Raw genomic sequence first — 20552 nt, 5'->3', positions numbered from 1 at the left:
TGGACCCGGAGATCACCGTGGTGGGGGAGGAGCGTCGCGCCGGGAAGGGGAGCCGCGTGCTTCCCGGCGCGACGGGTCATCGGGTGGCGGAGGTCAGTCCCCGGTCACTCCTTGGTGTTGCTTCCGCCCTGACCGACCGGCGCCCGTTCCGAGGTGTCCGTCCCCGCCCCGGCCGGAGTGTTCTGTCCGGGGTCCAGGGCTCCCTTCCGCTCCTCGGCCGTCCCCTCGGGGGAGGTGCCGTCCGTGCCGCGCCGCTTGCCCCACACGATGGCGGCGACGACGACGGCCACCGCGACGGCGGTGACACCGATCCGCAGGGCGAGGTTGTCCGCGTAGATGACCACACTCGGCGCGATGAGCAGGGCGACCAGGTTCATCACCTTGAGCAGCGGGTTGATGGCCGGTCCGGCGGTGTCCTTGAAGGGGTCGCCGACGGTGTCGCCGATGATGGTGGCCTCGTGGGCCTCCGACCCCTTGCCGCCGTGGTGGCCCTCCTCGACGAGTTTCTTGGCGTTGTCCCAGGCGCCACCGGAGTTGGCGAGGAACACCGCCATGAGCGCACCCGCGGCGATGGCGCCGCCCAGGAACGCGCCCAGCGGGGCGTAGCCGAGGGCGAAGCCGACCGCGATGGGCGTGAGTACCGCGAGCAGGCCGGGGGTGATGAGCTCCCGCAGCGAGTCGCGGGTGCAGATGTCGACGACCCGGCCGTACTCGGGCTTCTCGGTGCCGTCCATGATTCCCGGACGGGTTCGGAACTGCTCGCGGACCTCGTGGACGACCCGGCCCGCGGCGCGGCCCACCGCCATGATGGCGAGCCCGGAGAACAGGAACACCACGGCCGCGCCGACGATCACGCCGACCAGGACGTCGGGCCGGTCGACGGAGAGACTGAACTCCTCGGCCCCCAGTTCGAGTTCGACGGCGGTGCGGAACGCGCCGAACAGCGCGGTCGCGGCGAGCACCGCGGTGGCGATCGCGATGCCCTTGGTGATCGCCTTGGTGGTGTTTCCGACCGCGTCCAGGCTGGTCAGCACGTCGGCTCCGGTGCCCTGCACGTCTCCCGACATCTCGGCGATGCCCTGGGCGTTGTCCGCGACCGGGCCGAAGGTGTCCATGGCCACGATCACCCCGACCGTGGTGAGCAGTCCGGTTCCGGCCAGCGCCACCGCGAACAGGCTGATGGTGATGTTGCCCGCGCCGAGCAGGAAGGCCGCGTAGACGGCTCCCGCGATGAGCAGCGCGGAGTAGACGGCCGACTCCAGTCCCACCGAGACGCCCGACAGGACGACGGTGGCCGCGCCGGTCCGGGAGCTCTCCCCGATCTCGCGGACCGGGCGGCGGGTGGTCTCGGTGAAGTATCCGGTGAGCAGTTGGATCGCCGCGGCGAGCAGCAGGCCGATCAGGACCGCGCCGATCGCGATGAGCCGGGGGTTGCCGTCCAGTGCGGCGATGTCGGGGGAGACGCCCTCCAGTTCGGCGAAGGTGGCGGGCAGGTACAGCAGGGCCGCGCCCACCACGAGGACGGCGGAGATGACCGACGAGACGAAGAAGCCGCGGTTGATCGCCGCCATGGCGTTCTTGTCGCGGGCGCGGGGGGCCACCACGAAGATGCCGATGATCGCGGTGATGACACCGATCATCGGTACCAGCAGCGGGAAGACCAGTCCTTCGACGCCGAAGGCGACCCGCCCCAGGATGAGGGAGGCGACCAGGACCACCGCGTAGGACTCGAACAGGTCGGCGGCCATTCCGGCGCAGTCCCCGACGTTGTCGCCCACGTTGTCGGCGATGGTCGCGGCGTTGCGGGGGTCGTCCTCGGGGATGTGCTGTTCGACCTTGCCCACCAGGTCGGCACCGACGTCGGCGGCCTTGGTGAAGATTCCGCCGCCGACCCGCATGAACATCGCCAGCAGCGCCGCGCCGAAGCCGAAGCCCTCCAGGACCAGGGGGGCGCTCTCACGGTAGAGCAGGACCACGACCGCCGCTCCGAGCAGACCGAGGCCGACGGTGAACATTCCGGCCACCCCACCGGTGCGGAAGGCGATCCGCATGGCCGTGTGCTCCGCCCCCGCGCGCGCTGCCGCCGCCACCCGCAGGTTGCCGCGCACGGCCAGCCACATGCCCAGGAAGCCGGTCATCGCGGAGAAGAGCGCGCCGACCGCGAAGAAGAGCGAACGCCCCCAGCGGACGGCCTCCGAGTCCGCCGGGAGCAGGAGAAGCAGCAGGGGAATGACGACGACGAAGACACCCAGGGTGCGGAACTGGCGTTTGAGGTAGGCCGCCGCCCCCTCCTGGACGGCTCTTGCGATATTTTGCATTCGCTCTGTGCCCTGGTTCGCGGAGAGGACCTCGCGCACCAGTGCTCCGGCGACGGCCAGCGCGAGCAGCGCCACCGCCAGGACCACAATGACGAGTGTGAGATCCATACCGTGCAGAGCGAGCCCTGTGCCGCTTTCCACGGCGAGGTTGAGCCCGGTCAATCCGTCCTCCTCCAGACGGGCAGGGCCCCGCGTGAGCGTGCTGCCGTCCGGGTCGGTCCGGACGGTTCGCCCGGGAGCGCGTCAGGCGGGGTCTTGCCGGTGCCACCACTGATCAGGAAAAAACGCATCGTTTCCGCCGTGTTAACGGATTCGATGTGCCGGGAGTCTACGCATCGTTACCCGAAAATGTGAGGGCCCAAAGAAGCTTTTCGAGAAATCCCCGGGATATGTGACCCTGCGTCGAGACAAGAAATACGGCACACCCTCCGAAATCAGGAGGAATGCCGTTTTCTTCACATTCTGTGAAAATCAGGGACAAAACGTGATGAAGGGTGCACAAGTCACACGGAAATCAGTTTCCACATCGTGTGACACAGCAGGCGTCCGGATGGCGTCGGCCGAAGCCGGTCAGGAGTCAGACGTCCGCTCCACCCAACCAGGACCGCATCCGCGACAGGATGCCTTTCGCCGCGGTGTGACCCGTCACACAGACTGGGCGCGGGTGAGCCGCAGCCCGGCGGGGTCGACCCGGTCCGCCTGCCCCGCCTCGACCCGGTCGGCCGCGGCCCGTCCGTACGCGGCCACTCCCGCGGCGTCCACCCCGTGTGGAGCGTCGGGGCCGTATCCGGCGACCCGCTCGGCGCCTCTGCGCAGCAACCGGACCGCGCCCACCGCGTTGCCGCGCTGGGCGTGCGTCAGCCCCACGGCGACCTGGGCCAGACCGCGCCACAGTTCCCGTTCGGACGCCTCCGACGCCTTCCACACCGCCTCCAGCACCTCGTGGGCGTGGAAGGCGTACCCCTCCTCCAGCAGCCGCTGGGCCTCGGCCAACCCCTCTGCGGGAGTGAACACCGCGTCGTCGGGCACACGGGGCACCCCCGGCGTCCCGTACGGCAGGGGACGTCCGTAGCGGTCCCGGGGACGCTGGTTCTGGGCTCGACCGTCGGCGCCGCGGTCGCGGGGGTCACGCGTCCGGTTCGTCATAGGAGAACCACTCCACAAGCAGTGAGTTGACCTGGTCGGGACGTTCCTGGTGGGGAAAGTGCCCCGCGCGTTCCACCGTTCGCAGCCGATAGGGCGCCGACACGTACCGCTCCGTGCCGCGCGCCGTCGCGGGCGGGACGAGCGGGTCCGAAGCGCCGTGCACGTACAGCGTGGGAACGGTGCCGGGCACACTCATGCGACGCAGATAACGATAGCCGTCCGGGCGGAAGCGGGAACGGAACAGCCACCGGTAGCACTCCAGTGAGCAGTGCGCCACCAGAGGGATACGGAAGGCCTCACGGAACCGCCACTCGGTCTCCGCGTCCGGCCAGCCGGGACGCGACCAGCGGCGCAGCATGCGCCCCACGGCTTCGGCGCCGTCGGCCACCAGGCGGCGTTCGGGCAGCACCGGCACCTGGAAGCCGAGCAGGTGCCGCACCGCCCACCCCTGGTGCCAGCTCCGCGGCACCGCCGCGGCCAGCCGCACCGGGTGCGGCGCCGACAGCACCGCCAGTCGGCGGACCGTCCGGGGATGGCAGACGCTCATCGTCCATCCGACCAGGCCCCCCACACCGTGACCGGCCACGGCCGCGTCGGGTGCGCCCAGAACCCGGACCAGACCGGCGACGTCGGACGCCATCGTGAACAGGTCGTAGCCCCGGGGCGGCTTGTCGCTGGCGCCGTAGCCGCGCAGATCCACCGCGACCGCACGGTAACCGGCCTCGGCCAGCGCCGTGATCTGCCGTTCCCAGGCCCACCAGAACTGCGGGAAACCGTGCAGCAGCAGAACCAGCGGCCCCTCGCCGGCCTCCACCACGTGCAACCGGATTCCGCCGGCGCTGACCGTCCGGTGGGTCCACGGGCCGTCGATCAGGACCGCCGACTCATCGGGCATCGCCACCGCCTCGACCGGTCACAGTCCGGCGGCGCGTTCGCGGCGCAGCACGGCCTTGGTCCTGGCCCAGGTCTCCTTGGTGCGCGGCAGGCGTTCGATCTTCTTGTAGACGCGGAACCCGAGGAAGCCGAGAAGAACCGCGACAAGCGTGTAGAAGAGGGTGACGATCAGGAAGGCCAGCCACCCGGACAGCCCCATCGCGGCCAGCCCGAGGGCGATCGTGATGGAGGCCAGGATGAGGATCAGGTGCGCGATCAGTGCGGCGACCACGAACATCCCGGTCCCCAGGGCGACCCTGCGGGCATCCGCGGCGAGTTCCGTCCGGGCGAGTTCGAGTTGCAGGCTCACCAGTTGGCTGAGGTTACCGGTCACCTCGGAGGTGAGTTCGCCCAGTGAACGTCCGGAAGCGTCGACGTCCACCGGTTCCCGGCCACCCGTGTTGGTTTCGGACACCGAGGCGGCTCCTTCCATCGGACCTATTTCTGGGCATCCTCGCACAGTTCCTTCCGGACGGTTCCCAGGCGCCGTCGGTGCGACGCGCGTGTGTCCCACGCAATGCCGCCGAGGGGGTCCGGCGGGCCGTCGAGGTCGGGGGCGCCCCCGGTTGTGCACTTGTCCACTACCCAGACGTAGGGTTCGTAACGTGAACGCTGTGCCGACCGATCCCCTGATGCGGATCGCCGAACTTCCCGAGGTCGCCCGAGCCGTCACGGAGGCACGCGACCTCGTCGACATGCTGATCGGACAACGGGTGCTGCGCCGCCGCGGCAGCGACGTCTCGATGGAGGCCGCACTGCGGGGCGCCCGCGCCTCGGCGGTGCTCGAAGGGGCCGACGCCGCCCTGGAACAGGTGCGTTCGGGGGAGAGCGACGATCCCCGGGTCAAGGGGGCGCTGCGGGTCTCGGGGGAGTTGGGGCTCCTCGTGGAGACCTGGTCCAAGGCTCCGCGCCAGGTGCTGGCGCGGCTGCACATGCTGGCGGCGGCCGACGCGGTCGCCGCCGAGGACCTGGGGCGGCCCCGACGCGAGGGGGAGAGCGCGACCGATCCCCTGGGGCTGGGTGCGCCGCCGAACTCGGCCGAGGTCGCCGTCCGCCTGGAGGCGCTCGCCGCTCTTCTGGCCGCTCGGACCGACGCCCCCGCCCTGGTGGTGAGTGCGGTCGTGCACGGTGAACTCCTGGCGCTGCGGCCCTTCGGGTGGGGCGACGGCATCGTCGCGCGGGCCGCGGAACGGCTGACCCTGCTGGAACGGGGGCTGGACCCCAACTCGCTGGTCCCCACCCAGTTGGGCCACGAACAGCGGCGCGAGGAGTACGTCTCCGCGCTGCGCGGCTACCTGACGGGGACCCCCGAGGGGGTGGGCGGCTGGGTGGCGCACTGCGCCCGCGCGGTCATGGACGGGGCGCGCGACTCCCTGGCCACGTGCGAGGCCATCCGGCGCGCATCGTCGCGGTCCTGAACCGCAGCGATCCGTTTCCCTGCCGTTCAGGTGGAATTCTCCCCCAGGACCGGCTGGTGGAAAGGCGACCTCGGACTCCGTTTCCGCCGGGGGATTACGGAGTGGCTCCCGTGGTTCGGGTCACACAGCAGCGGGCGACGCCCGGACTCCCGCGCGGGGACTGTTCAAAGCGTCGCCCAAAACACGTCAGACCGGGTTAACATGCGTGCGATATCTGTAGTCTGACCAGGTTGCGCCTGGCCTAGACGGGCCGCTCGCGGCGTGGTGACGCGTGGGTGCCCGGCTGGCGTGTCCGATGGGTTTCACCATCGACTGCTTCCTTTGTACGCCCCGCCGCGCGCCTTGGAAAGGTCCCGGAAGACCATTTTTTCACCAAGCGAGCAAAGCACCGTGATAACTTTGTGTATATCATCTATTACTCACAGGGCCGGTTCGGCCGGGCGTTGAGGAATCCCTCCCGCCCCCGGTGGCGGCGGACGCCCCGGCCCCGTCCCGAAGCTGACCTCACCGGATACGGCACCGGCTCTTCCCCCCGGAGCCGGACCGTGAGACGGCCCCCGCCTCTCCCCCCTGGCGGGGGCCGTCGCTTTTCCGATTCACGGGCGGTCCCGTCGGATCGGCGGCGGGCGGCCGAGGCACCCCGGCGCGGCATCCGCCCGCGCTTCCGCCTTCGCGCGCTTCCCGGGCGGTCCCGCACCACCGGTTGCCGGGCTCTGTGGTGACGGACGTCCTTCTGTCTTGTCCGTCGGTGGAGGAACATCGAACACCACCGGGGTTCGCGGGCTTCCGCCCGGCGAGGTGGCAGCCGCACCGGCCGCCTGGAGTCCACTCCACCGAGTGGTGCGCCCTGATGGGCAGGGTCCCCGCGTCGACCAACTTCAGGAACCCGCGCAAAAGCCCCGGCGGGGTTTCTCCACCGGGGCTTCGGCGTTCATCCGGTTCCAGGTCCCCCCTGCCCCCAACAGCGGTGGCCCTGACATGGGTGACTGACTGAGGTGTGAGTGTCGGGTTCTGCGGCGGGTGCGGGTTCTTCTCGGAGAACCCGGGGGAAGGCGGGGCATTCCACCCCGGCGCCCGGGGCGGGCTCCCACGGGCTGGCCGTGCCTGGTCGAGGCGCCCTGGGCGCCGGGTCCGGGCACGCCTCCACGGGCGGACCGAGGGCAAGGGCACCGGCCGCCCCGGGCCGGTGCCCCGTGGCGCGGAACCGTCCTCGAAGGCGCGGGAAGACGGGGCCGTGCCCGGACTCGGCGCCGGGGGCGCCTCCACCGGCAACCGGTGGTTGTCCACAGCCCGCGGATTCGGCTTCCCCCATCCTGGACGGCTTTCGCGAGCGTGGAGGTAGCACACCGCCGCCTCCAGGAGGTCCCCATGCCGTCCGCCGATCCGGTCCGTCCGCTGGTCGTCACCGACGACGCCGAACTCCTCGACGATCTGCTGCGGCTGGCCGCGGCAGCGAACGTCGAGGTCACCGTGGTCCCCTCCGCCGCGCGGTGCGGCCGTTACTGGACCGACGCCCCACTGGTCGCCGTGGGCGTCGACCTCGTCGGCGCGCTCGCCCACACGGAGCCGCAACGCCATCCCAACGCGGTGGTGGTCGGCCGCACCTCCGCCGCCCCGACCTCCGACGTCGGGGTCTACGCCGACGCGCTGCGCCTCGGAGCACGCGAGGTCCTCACCCTGCCCGACGACGAGGAGCACGTGGTGGACCTGCTCACCGAATCCACCGAACGCCTCTCGGGCCACGCGCCGCTCGTCGCGGTGGTCGGCGGACGGGGCGGGGCCGGAGCCAGCCTGCTCGCCGTGGCCCTGGCGCTGGCCGGGCGCCGCGCCCGACTCCGCACGGTCCTGGTCGACACCGACCCGCTGGGCGGCGGACTCGACCTGCTGCTCGGAGCCGAACGCGTTCCCGGTTCCCGGTGGGAGGAGTTCAGCGACCGACAGGGCAGGATGGTCTGGTCGGCGCTGCGCGACGCCCTGCCCCACGCGCACGGCATCCCCGTCGTGACCTGGAACGCGCGCCGCCCCTGCGCGCCCATTCCCCCGTCGGCCGTGCGCACGGTCCTCAACGCCGCCGCCAGGGGCTCCGAACTGCTGGTGGCGGACCTTCCCCGCTCACTGGACGCCGCGGCCCGGGAGGTGCTGCGCCGTGCCACCGTCACCCTGCTGGTGCTTCCCGCCGACGTGTACTCGGTGGTGGCCGCCGAACGACTGGTCCCCATGCTGCGCGAACTCGTCCCGGATCTGCGCCTGGTCGTCCGCGGCGCGTCCCCCGACGGCCTGTCCGCCGAGACGGTCACCGCCTCGCTCGGTCTTCCGCTGGCCGGAGAACTCACCGACGAACCGGGACTGTCCCGTCTGCTGGACCGCGGTGACCCTCCCGCCCGACAGTCGCGTTCGCCGCTCGCGGCCTTCGGTGACGCCTTCGTGACGCGGCTCCGCTCCGTCCCGGCCCGGTCGGCATGAGCGGCCGGACTCCGCCCTCCGGGGCACCGGACACGCGACTGCTCGAAGCGGTCCGGACCCGTCTGATCCGCGAAGCCGCCGAACCCACCCTCGCCACGGTGGCCGCCGCCGTGCGCGCCGAAGGTGCGATGCTCGGGGACGCCGAGGTCCTGACCATCTCCCGGACCCTCCGCGCCGACCTCGCCGGGGTCGGGCCGCTCGAACCCCTGATGGCCGCTCCCGAGATCACCGACATCCTGGTCAACGGCCCCCGTGACGTCTGGGTCGACGACGGCGCCGGTCTGCGCCGGGTCGAGGAGGTGCGGTTCGCCGACGAGGAGGCGGTGCGTCGGCTGGCCCAGCGGCTGGCCGCGCAGGCCGGACGGCGGCTCGACACGGCGGCGCCGTGGGCCGACGCGCGGCTGCCCTCCGGGGCGCGGCTGCACGCGGTCCTGCCCCCGGTGTCGCCCGAAGGCACCCGCCTGTCGCTGCGGCTGCCCCGGCACCGGGTGTTCTCCCTCGCCGAACTGGCCGCCTCGGGCGCCCTGCCACCTCCGGGGGTGTTCCTGCTGCGCTCCCTGGTCGAGTCCCGCTTCCCCTTCCTGGTCTCCGGAGGCACCGGCACCGGGAAGACCACCCTGCTGTCCACGCTGCTCTCGCTGGCCGGTCCCCAGGAGCGGCTGCTGCTGGTCGAGGAGTCCGCCGAGCTGCGGCCCGAGCACCCCCACGTGATCCGGTTGCAGGCGCGTCCCGCCAACATCGAGGGCCGCGGCGGCGTGGAGCTGGACCAACTGGTCCGCCAGGCGCTGCGGATGCGCCCGGACCGGCTGGTCGTCGGAGAGGTGCGCGGGCCGGAGGTGGTCTCTCTACTGCACGCCCTCAACACGGGCCATGAAGGCGGCTGCGGGACGCTGCACGCCAACACCGCCACCGACGTTCCCGCCCGGATCGAGGCGTTGGGATGCGCCGCCGGGTTGAGCCGCGAGGCCGTGCACAGCCAGCTCGCCGCCACCCGCGCCCTCGTCGTACACCTGGTCCGGGAGCCCGGCGGGCCGCGTCGGGTGGCGCAACTGTGCGTGCTGCGGCGCGGCAGCGGCGGTCTGGTCACCGCGGTGCCGGCGGTCACCTTTCCCGACGGCGGCGGGCTGCTGCGCGACGCCGCCTTCGAGGAGTTGCGCGACCGGTTCGCCCTGCGGTCGGGGAGGCTGTCGTGACCGCCGTGCTCGGCTGGGCGGCGTTGCTCGTACCGTACGGTGGGGCGCTGTGGTCGGTCGGCTGCCTCGGCTGCGCCGCGGTATGGGCGCTGCCGTCGGCCGCCGAACTCCGACTGCGGTCGCTCACCGCGCCACTCGACCCGCGGCCGACCGTCCACAGCCTGTGGACGGCCCTCCGCCGCCGCCTCGCCCGGAGGCCCGGACGGATGCGTGGTCGCCGCCTGCACGGCTGCGTGGACGTGTGCCGCACCATGGTCGCGGAACTCCGCTGCGGCAGCACCCCCGCCGCCGCACTGGCGACGGCCGTCCGCGACACCGATCCACTACTGGCGGCAGAACTGGCCGATGTGGCGGCGCTCACCGAGGCGGGACACGATCCGGCCCCCGCGCTCCGCTCGGCGGCCCGCCTGCCGGGAGCATCGGGACTGGCCGGTCTCGCGGTGTGCTGGCGGGTCGCCGCCTCCTCCGGCGCCGGTCTCGCAGCGGTGGTCGAGCGCCTCGCCGAAGGACTCACCCAGGAGGAGGCGCTGCTGCGGGAACTCGACGCCCAACTCGCGGGTCCGCGCGCCACCGCCGCGCTGCTCGCGGGGCTGCCGGTGCTCGGCCTGCTGATGGCGGGGGCGCTGGGCGGCGCCCCGCTGTCCTTTCTGCTGACCACTCCCCTGGGCGTGGGCTGCCTGGCCGCCGGGACCGCCCTGGACGCCCTGGGGCTGTGGTGGATCCGGCGCATGGTGGACCGGGTGGCGCGCACGGTGCAGGCATGAACGGAGACCGGAGATGGGATGGCTCGAAGCCGCTGTTGTCGCCCTGGCCGCGTCGGCCGGAGCGCTGCTCCTCGGAGACGGACGCTCGGCCGCGGAGCGGAGACTCTCCGCGCTGGCGCCCCCGTCCCCTCCGCCGCGCCGACCACGCCGGGCGGCGGGCCGGGTGCCGCGCGTCCTCCTGGCGGGTGTCCCGCTGGCCGTCTCCTGGCCGCTGCTGGGAACGGGAGCGGGCGTACCGGTGGGCCTGGCGGTGGGCGCGCTGGTGTGGTGGCGGCTCGGCCGCACGGCCCCGGACGGTCCGCACGACCGCGCCGGCGCGGCCACGGCGGTGCTGCCGCTGGTGGTGGATCTGCTGGTGTCCGGTCTGCGTTCGGGGGCGCACCCCAACGACGTTGTCGAGACGGTCGCCCGTGCGACGGGCGGGCCGATCGGAGCCGAACTGGACGGGGTGGCGCGGCGGCTCCGGCTCGGCGTCGACCCGACGCACGCCTGGCGGAGCGTGCGCGGCCCCGAGGAGTTGGGCGCGCTCGGCCGGGCCGTGGCCCGGGCGAGCCGCACCGGCGCCCCTCTTGCCGACGTCCTGGAGCTGCACGCCGCCGACTGCCGCCGGGCCGCCCGCGCCAGGGCTCTGGCACTGGCCCAGCGGACCGGTGTGGCCGTGGTCATCCCCCTGGGGCTGTGCTTTCTACCCGCCTTCGTCCTCATCGGGGTCGTCCCGTTGGCGGCGGGTCTGCTGTCGGACCTCGTCCTGCCCTGAGCCCGACGCCGGAATGCGGGAGGCGACGAGGTGTTCCAGGGGGCGGTCCGGTGCGGACTGCCCCGGATCGGCAGCAAAACGGGCACCCCCTTGCGACGCAGCGCCCTTTCACAGCGTCCCGTTCTCCCTCGGGCCGGGGCCACAGGGTCCTCGGGGCGAGACGCCCCGAAAGCTCGTCTCCCCTGGCTTCCCGACACCGGCTTCGGGGCCTTCTGGGCTCCGCCCCTCCGGGGCCTTCCGTTTTCCCAGCACCGGCTCCGTGCCGGGGCGCCGGAGCACAGCCGCGGCCGCATCCCGCCCGGTTGTCCACAGACAGAGAAAACCCTCCGGCGCAGCCTGTGTCCACCGCCCATCCTGGAAGCGCACCGGTTCTCCGGTCCGCTTCCGGCCGTCCTTCTTCCAGGGAGGTCTTGTGTCCGTCGTCACCGCACCGCCGTCCCGCCGTCCGCGCCGTCCCGTCGTCCGGGGCCGCGACACCGGGATGGCCACGTCCGAGTACGCGCTCGTCACGGTCGCGGCATGTGCGTTCGCCGCCGTCCTCTACACCGTCGTGACCAGTTCCACGATCCGTGATCTCCTCACCCGCCTGGTCGTCGACGCCCTCGGAATCGGGGGCTGAGGTGGCCCGCCGCTCCCGCGTCCGTCCCGGTGCCTTTCCCCGCCGTCGCGGGAGCGGCCCGCACCGCGACGGCGGAGCGGTCACCGCCGAGACCGCCGTGGCGCTGCCCTGCCTCGTCCTCGTTCTGAGCGTCGCGCTCGCCTGCGTCCACGCCGCCGGTAGCCATCTCGAATGTGTCGACGCCGCCCGGATCGGGGCCCGCGCGCTCGCCCGGGGCGAGGACGAGGCCGCGGTCAGGTCCCTGGCCTCCGGGGCCGGCCCTCCCGGCTCCGTGGTCGAACTCTCCTCCGAGGCCGGATTCGTCCACGTCTCGGTCACCGCCACGGTCCGGATCGTCCCCGGAACACCCCCCGTTCTCCGGGTCGGCGGCTCGGCCGCGGCCCCCGCCGAACCCGACCGCTGAAAGGGGTTCCGATGCGTCTTCTTCCGCTTCGCTCGTGTGAGCGCGGCTCGGGCACCGTCTGGATACTCGCCCTGTGCGCCCTGGTCTGGTTCTGCGCGTCCGCCGTCCTCCTGGCGGCGAGCGTGCGGATCGACCGTCACCGGGCCGCCACCGCCGCCGACCTCGCCGCGCTGGCCGGGGCCGAGGAGGCCGCGCGGGGCGCCGAGCACGCCTGCGCGCTCGCCCGGCGCACCGCCGAGGAGAACCGGGCGAGGCTGATCCACTGCTCGCTCTCCGGGTTCACCCTGACCGTCACCGTCGACGTGCCGACCCGTCTGTGGTCGGCACGGGTGGCGGCCCGCGCCCGCGCCGGTCCCGTGGGCGCCCCGGCCACGTCCCTGGCGGTTCCGGAGGACCGTTCAGGCCGCCGCCAACAAGGCGTCCAGGAGCCGCACCGCCCCCGGCTTGCTGAGCGGGTCGTTTCCGTTTCCGCACTTGGGCGACTGGATGCACGAGGGACATCCGTCGGTGCACTCGCAGGCGGCGATGGCCTCGCGGGTGGCGTGCAGCCAGTCGCGCGCGGCGGCGTAGCCGCGCTCGGCGAACCCCGCGCCTCCCTCGTGGCCGTCGTAGACGAAGACGGTCAGCAACCCGGTGTCGGCGTGCAGGGCGGTGGAGACCCCACCGATGTCCCAGCGGTCGCAGGTGGCGAACAGCGGAAGCAGCCCGATCGAGGCGTGCTCGGCCGCGTGGGCGGCGCCGCGCAGCTCCACCCCCTCGGCCCTCAACCGCTCCTCGGCCTCCCGACCGACCGTCCACCACACCGCGCGCGAGCGCAGCACCCGTTCCGGCAGCTCCAGCGGCTGCTCACCCAGCACCGATCCGGTGCGCAGATCCCGTTTCAGGTAGCCCACCACCTGCCGGGCCACCCGCACCTCCCCGAAACGCACGGCCGCGTCCCCCCAGGCCTCCTCGCGGAGCGTCTTCAGGATCTCGATCTCGGTGACCTCGCGCGCCCACGTGCTGTAGTCGGGGTTCTCTCCCCGGACCAGCGCGACCCCGCCTTCGAGGTCCAGTTCGGAAACCACGTAGGTCAGTCCCTGGTGCAGGTAGACCGCGCCGGTGTGCACGGCCGTGTGGGCGGCGGCCTCGTCGACCGACCCCAGCAGCAGTCCGCTGTCCTCCTCCACGACCTGCACCGGGGGTCCACCCGATCCCCGAATATCGGCCAGGTCGCAGGCACGGTCCCGTCTGGTCCAGAACCATCCGCGGGGACGGCGCCGCAGCATCCTCCGGTCCACCAGGTCGGCCAGCACCTCCGGAGCCGCCGGTCCGAAGACCGCCAGGTCCTCCGGGGTCAACGGGAGTTCCTCGGCCGCCGCGCACAGGTGCGGTGCGAGTACGTAGGGGTTGTCCGGGTCCAGGACGGTGGCCTCGACCGGTTGCCCGAAGATCGCCTCCGGATGGTGCACCAGATAGGTGTCCAGCGGATCGTCGCGTGCAATGAACACCGCCAAGGCGTCGCGGCCGCCGCGTCCCGCCCGCCCGGCCTGCTGCCACAGCGACGCCCGGGTTCCCGGCCAGCCCGCCAGCAGCACCGCGTCCAGTCCGGTGATGTCCACCCCCAACTCCAACGCGTTGGTGCTGGCCAGTCCGACCAACTCCCCCGAGCGCAACTGCCGTTCCAGGCTCCTGCGGTCGCCCGCCAGGTAGCCGCCCCGGTAGGCCGCCACCCGGCGGGCCAGGTCGGACCTTCTGGCCTCGATCAGGGACCGCTGCGCCGACATCGCCACCAGTTCCGCGCCCTGGCGCGAACGCACGAACACCAGGGTGCGCACGTCCTCCGCCGCCAGGTCGGCCAGCAGTTCGGCGGCGAAGGCCGTCGCGGTGCGGCGCACCGGCGCCCCGTTCTCACCCCTCAGTTCGGTCAGTTCCGGCTCCACCAGGGCGAAGTCCAACGGGGCGCGCTGTGAGGCGTCCTCCACCACCTCCACCACGGGCAGACCGGTCAACCGCCGCGCGGTGTCGGCGGGCGCGGCCGAGGTCGCCGAGGCCAGGATGAACCCCGGTTCGGACCGGTAGCGTGCGCACACCCGCCGCAGCCGCCGGAGGATCTGCGCCACGTGCGACCCGAACACCCCCCGGTAGTGGTGTGCCTCGTCGACCACGACGTATCTGAGCCGACGCAGGAGGTCCGCCCAGGCGGAATGGCGTGCCAGAATCGAGCGGTGCAGCATGTCGGGGTTGGTCAGCACGTAGTTGGCGTGCGCCCGCACCCAGGCCCGCTCCTCGGCGACCGTGTCGCCGTCGTAGGTGGCCGCCCGCATCCCGGGCAGCGCCAACTCCGACAGCACCCGACGCTGGTCCGCCGCCAGCGCCTTGGTGGGGGCCAGGTACAGCACGCTTCCGCCCTCGGCGACCGCGGCGGCACACGGGAGCAGAAACCCGACCGATTTTCCGGAGGCGGTACCAGTGGCTATGATCACATTGCTGCCATCGCGAGCCAGGTTCGCCGCCCGCACCTGGTGTGACCAGGGCTCCGGTATGCCTGACTCGACCAGACGCTCCACTACCGCAGGCGACACCCAGTCGGGCCAGTCTTCCCTTACCCCGGGGCTACTTGCCAGGCGCTTCACATGTGTTACCTGCGAAGTGCGGGTATGGTCACGCCACAGCCGTTGGAGGACCGGCTCCCAACGGTTCAAACCCGACACCCTCCTGTTGGATCGCGCGTCTTCGCTCAGGACGGCAGCTGATGATTGACGGTATTCAGTGTTACATCTGGGGTAAGACTCGCGCGGTGGCGTGGTTTTCTTGACATGGCAACCAGATGACAAGGCCAGGCGTGGTTGAATTTCGCCCCGAGGGGGTAACGCCCGGCAGAGATCCCTCGCGAGTTTTCGCGGTTCGGTGCTGGAGGACTAGTGGACTTGAAGCTTGATCACCACACCCAAGACGACACCGAGATCGTCGTCGTCGAAGGTGAAATCGACGTCTATACGGCGCCTCGCCTGCGAGAGCTCCTCATCGACCTGGTGAACAAGGGTAACTACCACCTCGTCGTCAACATGGAGAAGGTGGAGTTCCTCGACTCGACCGGTCTCGGCGTGCTCGTGGGCGGTCTCAAGCGCGTGCGTGCCCACGACGGCACGCTCGACCTGGTCTGCACCCAGGAGCGGATTCTGAAGATCTTCCGCATCACCGGTCTGACCAAGGTCTTCGGCATCTACGAGTCGGTGCAGGAAGCCATCGACAAGCGTAAGTCGAAGCAGTCGTAAGCAAACGATGGCAATCGTCCAGCTCACGATCAGTGCGCTGCCCGCGCATGTACGCACCGCCCGGCTCATGGCCACAGCCGTGGCCCGGCGTGCGGGTGTCGGCGAATCCACTCTCGACGAGATTCGCCTGGCGGTCGGGGAGGCCTGCTCGCGTGCCGTGGAGGCGCACCGCACCCACTGCCCCGAGCAGCCGGTCCAACTGGAGTTGATCGACAGTTCGGAACCCACCGGCCCCGGTGGCCCCGTGGGTCCGGACCGGATCAACGGCAGTGGCTCCGACCGCTTCGAGGTGGTCGTCTCCGACCGTGCCCCGGCCAAGGAGGTCGGCACTCCCGTCTTCAACGGCTTCGACGGCGGTGCACAGGCCTACCTCGGCGACTCCGCCTCTTCGGGTGGGTTCTCGGGTCTTTCACCCGACGTCGGTCTGGCCGTCATCCTGGGCCTGGCCGACGAGGTGAGTATCGAACCCAACGAGGACGGCACGGTGGTCCGCATGAGCTGGCCGCTGACCAGGGGCGAGGCGGGAGCCGCTGGCGCATCGGACTTCGACTGACGCCGACAGGAGCATCGCAGCGCGGGCGTCTCCCCCCGGGGAGGCGCCCGCGGTGCCTGTGCCCGGCCGTCCGCGGGTCGCACCGACCGCTTCCGGCCCGGAACGGCCCACCGGCCGGACCCTAGTCGCACTCCTGGGTGGACACCGGTTCGGTGGCGCGGATTCCGGCCTCGGCGTTGGCCGCGACCTCCTCGGCAGTCAGCACGTAGCCGGTCTCCCCGTCGTTGGTGGCGGCCGCGAAGACCACCCCGTAGACGGTGCCCTGGGGGGACAGCAGCGGCCCACCGGAGTTGCCCGGCTGCACCACCGCACGCACCTGGTAGATTTCGCGGCTCACCTGCTGGGAGTGGTAGAAGTCGGGGCCCCGTGCGGTCTGCTCGGCGCGGATGCGGGCCGGGGCCACGGTGAACCCCTGGCCCCGGGGATAACCCGCGACCACGGCGTCGTCGCCCTTCTCCGCCTCCATCTCGAACTCCAGCGGTGTGCGGTCCAGGCCGGGGACCTCCAGCACCGCCAGGTCCTGCTGCGGGTCGTAGAGCACGACCGTGGCGGGGTACTGCTCCCCGGTGCGGGTGACGATGCGCAACTCCTCCTCGACTCCCGCCACCACGTGCGCGTTGGTCATGACACGTTCGTGTGCGTAGACGAACCCCGTGCCCTCGACCCGGCGCTGACAGGACGGCGCGGTCCCCAACACCTTGACCACACTCTCGCTGGCCTGCCGCAGTTCCTCGGTGTGGAGCACCGACGGGTCGGGTTCGGCCACCTCGGCCGGTTCGCTGGTGCCCAGTCCGCTGAACACCTGCGGGAAGGCACTCTGGTCGACGATCCTGCGGAAGGTGGAGAACCACGTCTGGGTGGCGTCGGGCATGACGCCGTCCACGATCTGGAGGACACGGGAGCTCTGCACCTGGTTGGCGACCATGGGGATCGCCGAGTTGGCGACCGCGCTGCCGATCAACCACGCGACCAGCAGCACCGACAGACCGCTCATCAGCGCGCCGCCCATGGCGTCGATGACCCGCGCCGAGTCCCAGGTGACCCTGTTGCGGATCAGCGCCCCCAGATAGGAGGTGAGGAACTGGCCCAGCGCGGCGGCCAGAAACACCATCGCTATGGCCGCCAGAGCCTGCTGGGTGGGATTGGGCACGAATGCCTGGATCACCGGCGGCGTGCCGAGCGCGGCGAGCACGCCCCCGCCGATGAAGCCCGCGAAACTCAGGACCCCGACGATGAAGCCCTGTCGGTAGCCGGAGACCGCGAAGATCGCGACGAGTGCTATGAGGATCGCGTCCAGCACGCCCTCTCCCATCCCCCTGTTGCCGAGGTTTTCCTAAGGTGTGCCGCCGCTGTCACGGGCGAGGACCTGGAACACGTCGATCACCTCGCTGCCTCCGTCGAGCCACGGACGTTCCCAACCACCCAATACAAGCAATCGGTCCAGTATCCCCGCTGTAAAGCCCCACACCAGCATGTTCCTCACCCGGAAAGCCGGACCGGTGAGGCCGTTGGACAGACGGGTACGCACCCGGTTGGCCGGGTCGGCGAGCTCGGCGACGGGCACGCGGGCGACCGAGGCGACCTCGCCCGTGTCGGCGGCGTGCACGTCGGTCGGCGTGTGCCACCAGGCCAGGACGGGGGTGACCCGGAACCCGGTACGGGAGATGTAGCACTGCGGCATCGTCCCGAGCACGTGGATTCCGTCACGGACCGCCCCGGTCTCCTCCTCCGCCTCGCGCAGTGCGCAGTCCACGGGGCCGTCGTCGTCCGGGTCGATCGAGCCGCCGGGGAACGCCGGCTGCCCCGAGTGCCGCCGCAACCCGGTGTTGCGCTGGATGAGCAGGACGTCGGGACCGGCTTCGCCCTCTCCGAACAGCACCAGGACCGCCGAGTCGCGTCCGCCGCTGGCGGGGGGACGCAACTCCGCCGGGACCGGCATCCGCTGCGCGGCCCGGGACAGCGACAGCAACCATTCGGGAGTTGTCACCTGCGGCCTGGTCACGAGAACGGCCCCGTCCGTACGAGCGCCCGGGCGGTCTTCTCGTCCACCGGTCCCTCGCCGTAGGAGGGGCACAGGTGGTGGACCCCGCAGGCCCCACAGGCCGGGCGGCGCGAGTGGCATATCCGGCGGCCGTGCCAGATGAGCCGATGAGACAGCATCGTCCACTCCTTGGGGGGAAACAGCGCGGCGATCTCGTGTTCGACCTTGACCGGGTCGGTCTGTCCGGTCATACCGAACCTGCGGACCAGTCTTCCGAAGTGGGTGTCCACGGTGAGGCCGGGAACCCCGAAGGCGTTGCCGAGCACCACGTTGGCGGTCTTGCGGCCGACTCCGGGCAGTTTCACCAGGTCCTCCAGGCGTCGGGGCACCTCACCGCCGTGCTCGTCGCACAGTCGCTGCCCCAGGGCGATGATGTTGCGCGCCTTGGACCGGTAGAAGCCGGTGGAGCGGATGATGCCTTCCAGTTCCTCCCGGTCGGCCGCCGCGTAGTCGGCCGCCGACCGGTAGCGGGCGAACAGCGCCGGAGTCACCTGGTTGACCCGCTTGTCGGTGCACTGGGCGGACAGGATGGTGGCCACCAGGAGTTCCAGGGGACCGGTGAAATCAAGCTCACAGTGTGCGTCGGGATACATCCGCGCCAGTTCCCGGTTGATCCGTCGGGAACGTCTCACCAGCGCGAGACGAGTCTCACCCGTGGGTGTGTCGCGTTCCGCTGGGGAGGCGTCACTGCTGGCTGCCGAGGAGGAGGAAGTGGTGTATGCGTCACGGGGCACCGTTCCAGCCTACGGATTCTTCCTTCCCCCTGCCGGAGTGATGTCTGATTTCGCAAGAATCGCCAGATTTGTTCGTGGCTTCTTGTCCGCTTCGGCGAAGTCTGCGGCCACAGACCCCGGAGAACAACTAGGATCGAACTGCTGACGTCGGCTGTGACGGACTGCTCGTACCCCCGGTGCACTCACCAGGGCACACGCTGGTTTCACAGCTGGTGCGATTTGCGTCACACTGTTGACGGTCAGGCTGCGAGGAGGAATGGTGGACGAGACCAACGAGGTGCTGAGCAAGGCTCCCCTGTTCGAGGCGCTTGACGAGGATGGCGCGGCCGCGCTGCGCTCTTCCATCACCGAGGTTCGACTCGGCCGGGGCCAGACGCTGTTCTCCGAGGGAGACGAGGGAGACCGTCTCTACGTGATGCTCAGCGGCAAGGTCAAGCTCACCCGCACCTCCGCCGACGGACGTGAGAACCTGTTGGCGGTACTCGGTCCCAGTGAGATGCTGGGCGAACTCTCCCTGTTCGACCCCGGTCCGCGCACGGCCAGCGCGGTCGCGGTGACCGACGCGGTGCTGGCCGGACTGGGACACGACGACCTGCGTCCGTTCATCATGCGGCAGCCGGAGGTCGCGGTGCACCTGTTGAAGGCGCTGGCCACCCGGCTGCGCCGCACCAACGACGTCGTGGCCGACCTGGTCTTCACCGACGTTCCGGGGCGTGTCGCCAAGGCTCTGCTCGACCTCGCCGAGCGTTTCGGCAAGGAGGGCGAGGACGGTCTGCACGTCCACCACGACCTCACCCAGGAGGAACTGGCCCAGTTCGTGGGTGCCTCCCGCGAGACCGTCAACAAGGCGCTGGCCGAGTTCGCGCTGCGCGGTTGGCTGCGGATCGAGGCCAAGGCCGTGGTACTGCTCGACATCGAGCGGCTGCGCCGCCGCGCGCGCTGACGGACGTCCGGGCCCCGGAGCCGCCAAGCGTCCCGACGGTCCTGGGGCAGCGGCCGCGAGCGGAGGACCGACAGCGGGAGTGGGGGAGGCGCCCCGACGCCGACCCCACCCGCCCCCTCCAGGCCCCGGGCGTACGGGACGTCCTCCTCCCGGCCCGCCTCCCGCGACGCCCACCGGTCCGCGCAGGTCACTCCCGCAGGCTCTCCGGCGGCACGTCCCCGCGTTTGATCAGGTAGCGCAGTTGGGCGCGGACCGACGACTCGGCCGCGAACCGCACCGACTCGTCCACGTCGCCGTAGACCCTGTCCACGACCTCGGCCAGGGAGTCGGCCCCGGCCGCCACGGCGTCGCTGATCTGTCCCAGCCGCTCCTCGCGGTGCTCGATGTAGTAGGTCAGCTTCAGCAGCGGCTCGGTGCAGACGGGACCGTGCGCCGGGAGCAGCGCACGGATGTCCGCGCTGTTCACCAGGTCACGCAGCAGGGTGAGGGACTTCAGGTAGTCGCCGAGGTCGCCGCCGTCGTCGGCGATGACCGCCGTACCCCGGCCCAGGACGGTGTCACCGGTGATGATGACGTCATCGGCGGGAAGGTGGAAGCTCACCGAGTCGGCGGTGTGCCCGGGGGTGTGCAGTACCCGCACCTCCAGCCCGTCCGCCTCGATGGTCTCTCCGTCGGTGAGGCCGTCACCGCTGATCCGGTGCCGGGGATCGACGGCGCGCACCTGCGATCCGGTCAGTTCGGAGAAGTAGCGGGCCCCCGCCGAGTGGTCGGCGTGCCCGTGGGTGAGCAGGGTCTGCGTCACCTGCGATCCCTGCTCCTGCACCATCCGCGCCACCCGTTCCAGGTGCCGTTCGTGGTCGGGTCCGGGGTCCACCACCAGCACGCTGCGCGCTCCGGGTTCCCGCAGCACCCACGTGTTGGTTCCGTCGAGCGTCATCGGGCCGGGATTCGGGCACAGAACGCAACTCGCGCGCAGGGTCCCGGAGCCGTCGATCCTCATCGCACCTCAT

19 protein-coding genes and 1 pseudogene are annotated in these 20552 nt (G+C 71.4%); 11 read left to right on the top strand and 9 right to left on the bottom strand.

Annotated elements, in window-relative coordinates; genetic code table 11:
• Positions 1 to 104: 104 nt before the first annotated feature.
• The 4 genes from NI17_RS21130 to NI17_RS21115 all read right to left on the bottom strand — a co-directional run bounded on the left by NI17_RS21130 (position 105) and on the right by NI17_RS21115 (position 4812).
• Positions 105 to 2426, bottom strand: coding sequence for a sodium-translocating pyrophosphatase (locus NI17_RS21130; protein WP_068690365.1), 2322 nt, complete (start codon positions 2424 to 2426; stop codon positions 105 to 107).
• A 537-nt stretch (positions 2427 to 2963) separates the two neighbouring features.
• Positions 2964 to 3464 (bottom strand): DUF309 domain-containing protein, encoded by a 501-nt coding sequence (locus NI17_RS21125; protein ID WP_068689890.1) that lies wholly within the window; start codon positions 3462 to 3464, stop codon positions 2964 to 2966.
• The gene (locus NI17_RS21120) at positions 3445 to 4359 is read right to left on the bottom strand and encodes an alpha/beta fold hydrolase (RefSeq protein WP_068689888.1); all 915 of its coding nucleotides are present in this window, start codon (positions 4357 to 4359) and stop codon (positions 3445 to 3447) included. The genes NI17_RS21125 and NI17_RS21120 overlap by 20 nt, the downstream gene beginning before the upstream one ends.
• Positions 4360 to 4377: 18 nt before the next feature.
• Positions 4378 to 4812: a phage holin family protein gene (locus NI17_RS21115; protein WP_234401802.1), complete on the bottom strand. Its 435-nt coding sequence runs from the start codon at positions 4810 to 4812 to the stop codon at positions 4378 to 4380.
• A gap of 217 nt (positions 4813 to 5029) precedes the next feature.
• On the opposite strand from NI17_RS21115, the gene NI17_RS21110 reads away from it, so the two are divergent.
• The 8 genes and pseudogenes from NI17_RS21110 to NI17_RS21075 form a co-directional block, all read left to right on the top strand.
• A complete protein-coding gene (locus NI17_RS21110) occupies positions 5030 to 5815 on the top strand; it encodes a Fic family protein (protein WP_068690363.1) in 786 nt (261 codons plus the stop codon).
• A gap of 1368 nt (positions 5816 to 7183) precedes the next feature.
• Positions 7184 to 8278, top strand: coding sequence for a septum site-determining protein Ssd (gene ssd / locus NI17_RS21105; protein ID WP_068689884.1), 1095 nt, complete (start codon positions 7184 to 7186; stop codon positions 8276 to 8278).
• Positions 8275 to 9471 carry a TadA family conjugal transfer-associated ATPase gene (locus NI17_RS21100; protein WP_068689882.1) on the top strand — a complete coding sequence of 399 codons (1197 nt, stop codon included), beginning with the start codon at positions 8275 to 8277 and terminating at the stop codon, positions 9469 to 9471. Before ssd ends, NI17_RS21100 begins: the two co-directional genes overlap by 4 nt.
• Entirely contained in the window at positions 9468 to 10235 is a 768-nt protein-coding gene (locus NI17_RS21095) for a type II secretion system F family protein (protein WP_234401801.1), read from the top strand. The genes NI17_RS21100 and NI17_RS21095 overlap by 4 nt, the downstream gene beginning before the upstream one ends.
• Before the next feature lie 13 nt (positions 10236 to 10248).
• Positions 10249 to 10992 (top strand): type II secretion system F family protein, encoded by a 744-nt coding sequence (locus NI17_RS21090; protein WP_068689880.1) that lies wholly within the window; start codon positions 10249 to 10251, stop codon positions 10990 to 10992.
• Positions 10993 to 11404: 412 nt separating this feature from the next.
• Positions 11405 to 11611: a DUF4244 domain-containing protein gene (locus NI17_RS21085; protein WP_068689878.1), complete on the top strand. Its 207-nt coding sequence runs from the start codon at positions 11405 to 11407 to the stop codon at positions 11609 to 11611.
• Between the two features lies 1 nt (position 11612).
• Positions 11613 to 12014, top strand: coding sequence for a TadE family type IV pilus minor pilin (locus NI17_RS21080; protein ID WP_068689876.1), 402 nt, complete (start codon positions 11613 to 11615; stop codon positions 12012 to 12014).
• A gap of 11 nt (positions 12015 to 12025) precedes the next feature.
• Positions 12026 to 12310, top strand: a pseudogene (locus NI17_RS21075) (Rv3654c family TadE-like protein); the annotation flags it as partial.
• Between the two features lie 102 nt (positions 12311 to 12412).
• On the opposite strand, the gene NI17_RS21070 reads toward NI17_RS21075, so the two are convergent.
• Positions 12413 to 14698, bottom strand: a complete 2286-nt coding sequence (locus tag NI17_RS21070) for a DEAD/DEAH box helicase (protein ID WP_084012509.1) — start codon at positions 14696 to 14698, stop codon at positions 12413 to 12415.
• 219 nt (positions 14699 to 14917) lie between these two features.
• Here NI17_RS21070 and NI17_RS21065 point away from each other — a divergent pair, with 219 nt between their 5' ends.
• Positions 14918 to 15271 (top strand): STAS domain-containing protein, encoded by a 354-nt coding sequence (locus tag NI17_RS21065; protein WP_068689870.1) that lies wholly within the window; start codon positions 14918 to 14920, stop codon positions 15269 to 15271.
• Positions 15272 to 15278: 7 nt separating this feature from the next.
• Positions 15279 to 15824 (top strand): ATP-binding protein, encoded by a 546-nt coding sequence (locus NI17_RS21060; RefSeq protein ID WP_068689868.1) that lies wholly within the window; start codon positions 15279 to 15281, stop codon positions 15822 to 15824.
• A 121-nt stretch (positions 15825 to 15945) separates the two neighbouring features.
• Here the strand turns inward: NI17_RS21060 and NI17_RS21055 are convergent, their stop codons facing one another.
• Genes NI17_RS21055 through nth form a run of 3 tightly spaced genes read right to left on the bottom strand, consistent with a single transcriptional unit; the run spans position 15946 to position 18497 of the window.
• The gene (locus NI17_RS21055; RefSeq protein ID WP_068690359.1) at positions 15946 to 17124 is read right to left on the bottom strand and encodes a MarP family serine protease; all 1179 of its coding nucleotides are present in this window, start codon (positions 17122 to 17124) and stop codon (positions 15946 to 15948) included.
• Between the two features lie 33 nt (positions 17125 to 17157).
• Positions 17158 to 17763 carry an NUDIX hydrolase gene (locus NI17_RS21050; protein ID WP_068690358.1) on the bottom strand — a complete coding sequence of 202 codons (606 nt, stop codon included), beginning with the start codon at positions 17761 to 17763 and terminating at the stop codon, positions 17158 to 17160.
• Positions 17764 to 17822: 59 nt separating this feature from the next.
• Positions 17823 to 18497 carry an endonuclease III gene (gene nth, locus NI17_RS21045; protein WP_170163096.1) on the bottom strand — a complete coding sequence of 225 codons (675 nt, stop codon included), beginning with the start codon at positions 18495 to 18497 and terminating at the stop codon, positions 17823 to 17825.
• 358 nt (positions 18498 to 18855) lie between these two features.
• Between nth and NI17_RS21040 the strand changes: the two genes are divergently transcribed.
• The gene (locus NI17_RS21040; protein WP_068689866.1) at positions 18856 to 19542 is read left to right on the top strand and encodes a Crp/Fnr family transcriptional regulator; all 687 of its coding nucleotides are present in this window, start codon (positions 18856 to 18858) and stop codon (positions 19540 to 19542) included.
• 187 nt (positions 19543 to 19729) lie between these two features.
• On the opposite strand, the gene NI17_RS21035 is transcribed toward NI17_RS21040, so the two are convergent.
• Entirely contained in the window at positions 19730 to 20542 is an 813-nt protein-coding gene (locus tag NI17_RS21035) for an MBL fold metallo-hydrolase (RefSeq protein ID WP_068689864.1), read from the bottom strand.
• Between the last annotated feature and the right edge of the window lie 10 nt (positions 20543 to 20552).

It is taken from the genome of Thermobifida halotolerans (genome assembly GCF_003574835.2).
Classification (GTDB): Bacteria; Actinomycetota; Actinomycetes; order Streptosporangiales; family Streptosporangiaceae; genus Thermobifida; species Thermobifida halotolerans.
This window is presented reverse-complemented; position numbering and strand designations above follow the sequence as displayed.

What these genes read in the sequence shown, in the direction of transcription:
- NI17_RS21130 (WP_068690365.1), bottom strand. Translation starts at nt 2,426, where the DNA reads ATGGATCTCACACTCGTCATTGTGGTCCTGGCGGTGGCGCTGCTCGCG.
- NI17_RS21125 (WP_068689890.1), bottom strand. Translation starts at nt 3,464, where the DNA reads ATGACGAACCGGACGCGTGACCCCCGCGACCGCGGCGCCGACGGTCGA.
- NI17_RS21120 (WP_068689888.1), bottom strand. Translation starts at nt 4,359, where the DNA reads ATGCCCGATGAGTCGGCGGTCCTGATCGACGGCCCGTGGACCCACCGG.
- NI17_RS21110 (WP_068690363.1), top strand. Translation starts at nt 5,030, where the DNA reads ATGCGGATCGCCGAACTTCCCGAGGTCGCCCGAGCCGTCACGGAGGCA.
- ssd (WP_068689884.1), top strand. Translation starts at nt 7,184, where the DNA reads ATGCCGTCCGCCGATCCGGTCCGTCCGCTGGTCGTCACCGACGACGCC.
- NI17_RS21100 (WP_068689882.1), top strand. Translation starts at nt 8,275, where the DNA reads ATGAGCGGCCGGACTCCGCCCTCCGGGGCACCGGACACGCGACTGCTC.
- NI17_RS21090 (WP_068689880.1), top strand. Translation starts at nt 10,249, where the DNA reads ATGGGATGGCTCGAAGCCGCTGTTGTCGCCCTGGCCGCGTCGGCCGGA.
- NI17_RS21060 (WP_068689868.1), top strand. Translation starts at nt 15,279, where the DNA reads ATGGCAATCGTCCAGCTCACGATCAGTGCGCTGCCCGCGCATGTACGC.
- NI17_RS21050 (WP_068690358.1), bottom strand. Translation starts at nt 17,763, where the DNA reads ATGCCGGTCCCGGCGGAGTTGCGTCCCCCCGCCAGCGGCGGACGCGAC.
- NI17_RS21040 (WP_068689866.1), top strand. Translation starts at nt 18,856, where the DNA reads ATGGTGGACGAGACCAACGAGGTGCTGAGCAAGGCTCCCCTGTTCGAG.
- NI17_RS21035 (WP_068689864.1), bottom strand. Translation starts at nt 20,542, where the DNA reads ATGAGGATCGACGGCTCCGGGACCCTGCGCGCGAGTTGCGTTCTGTGC.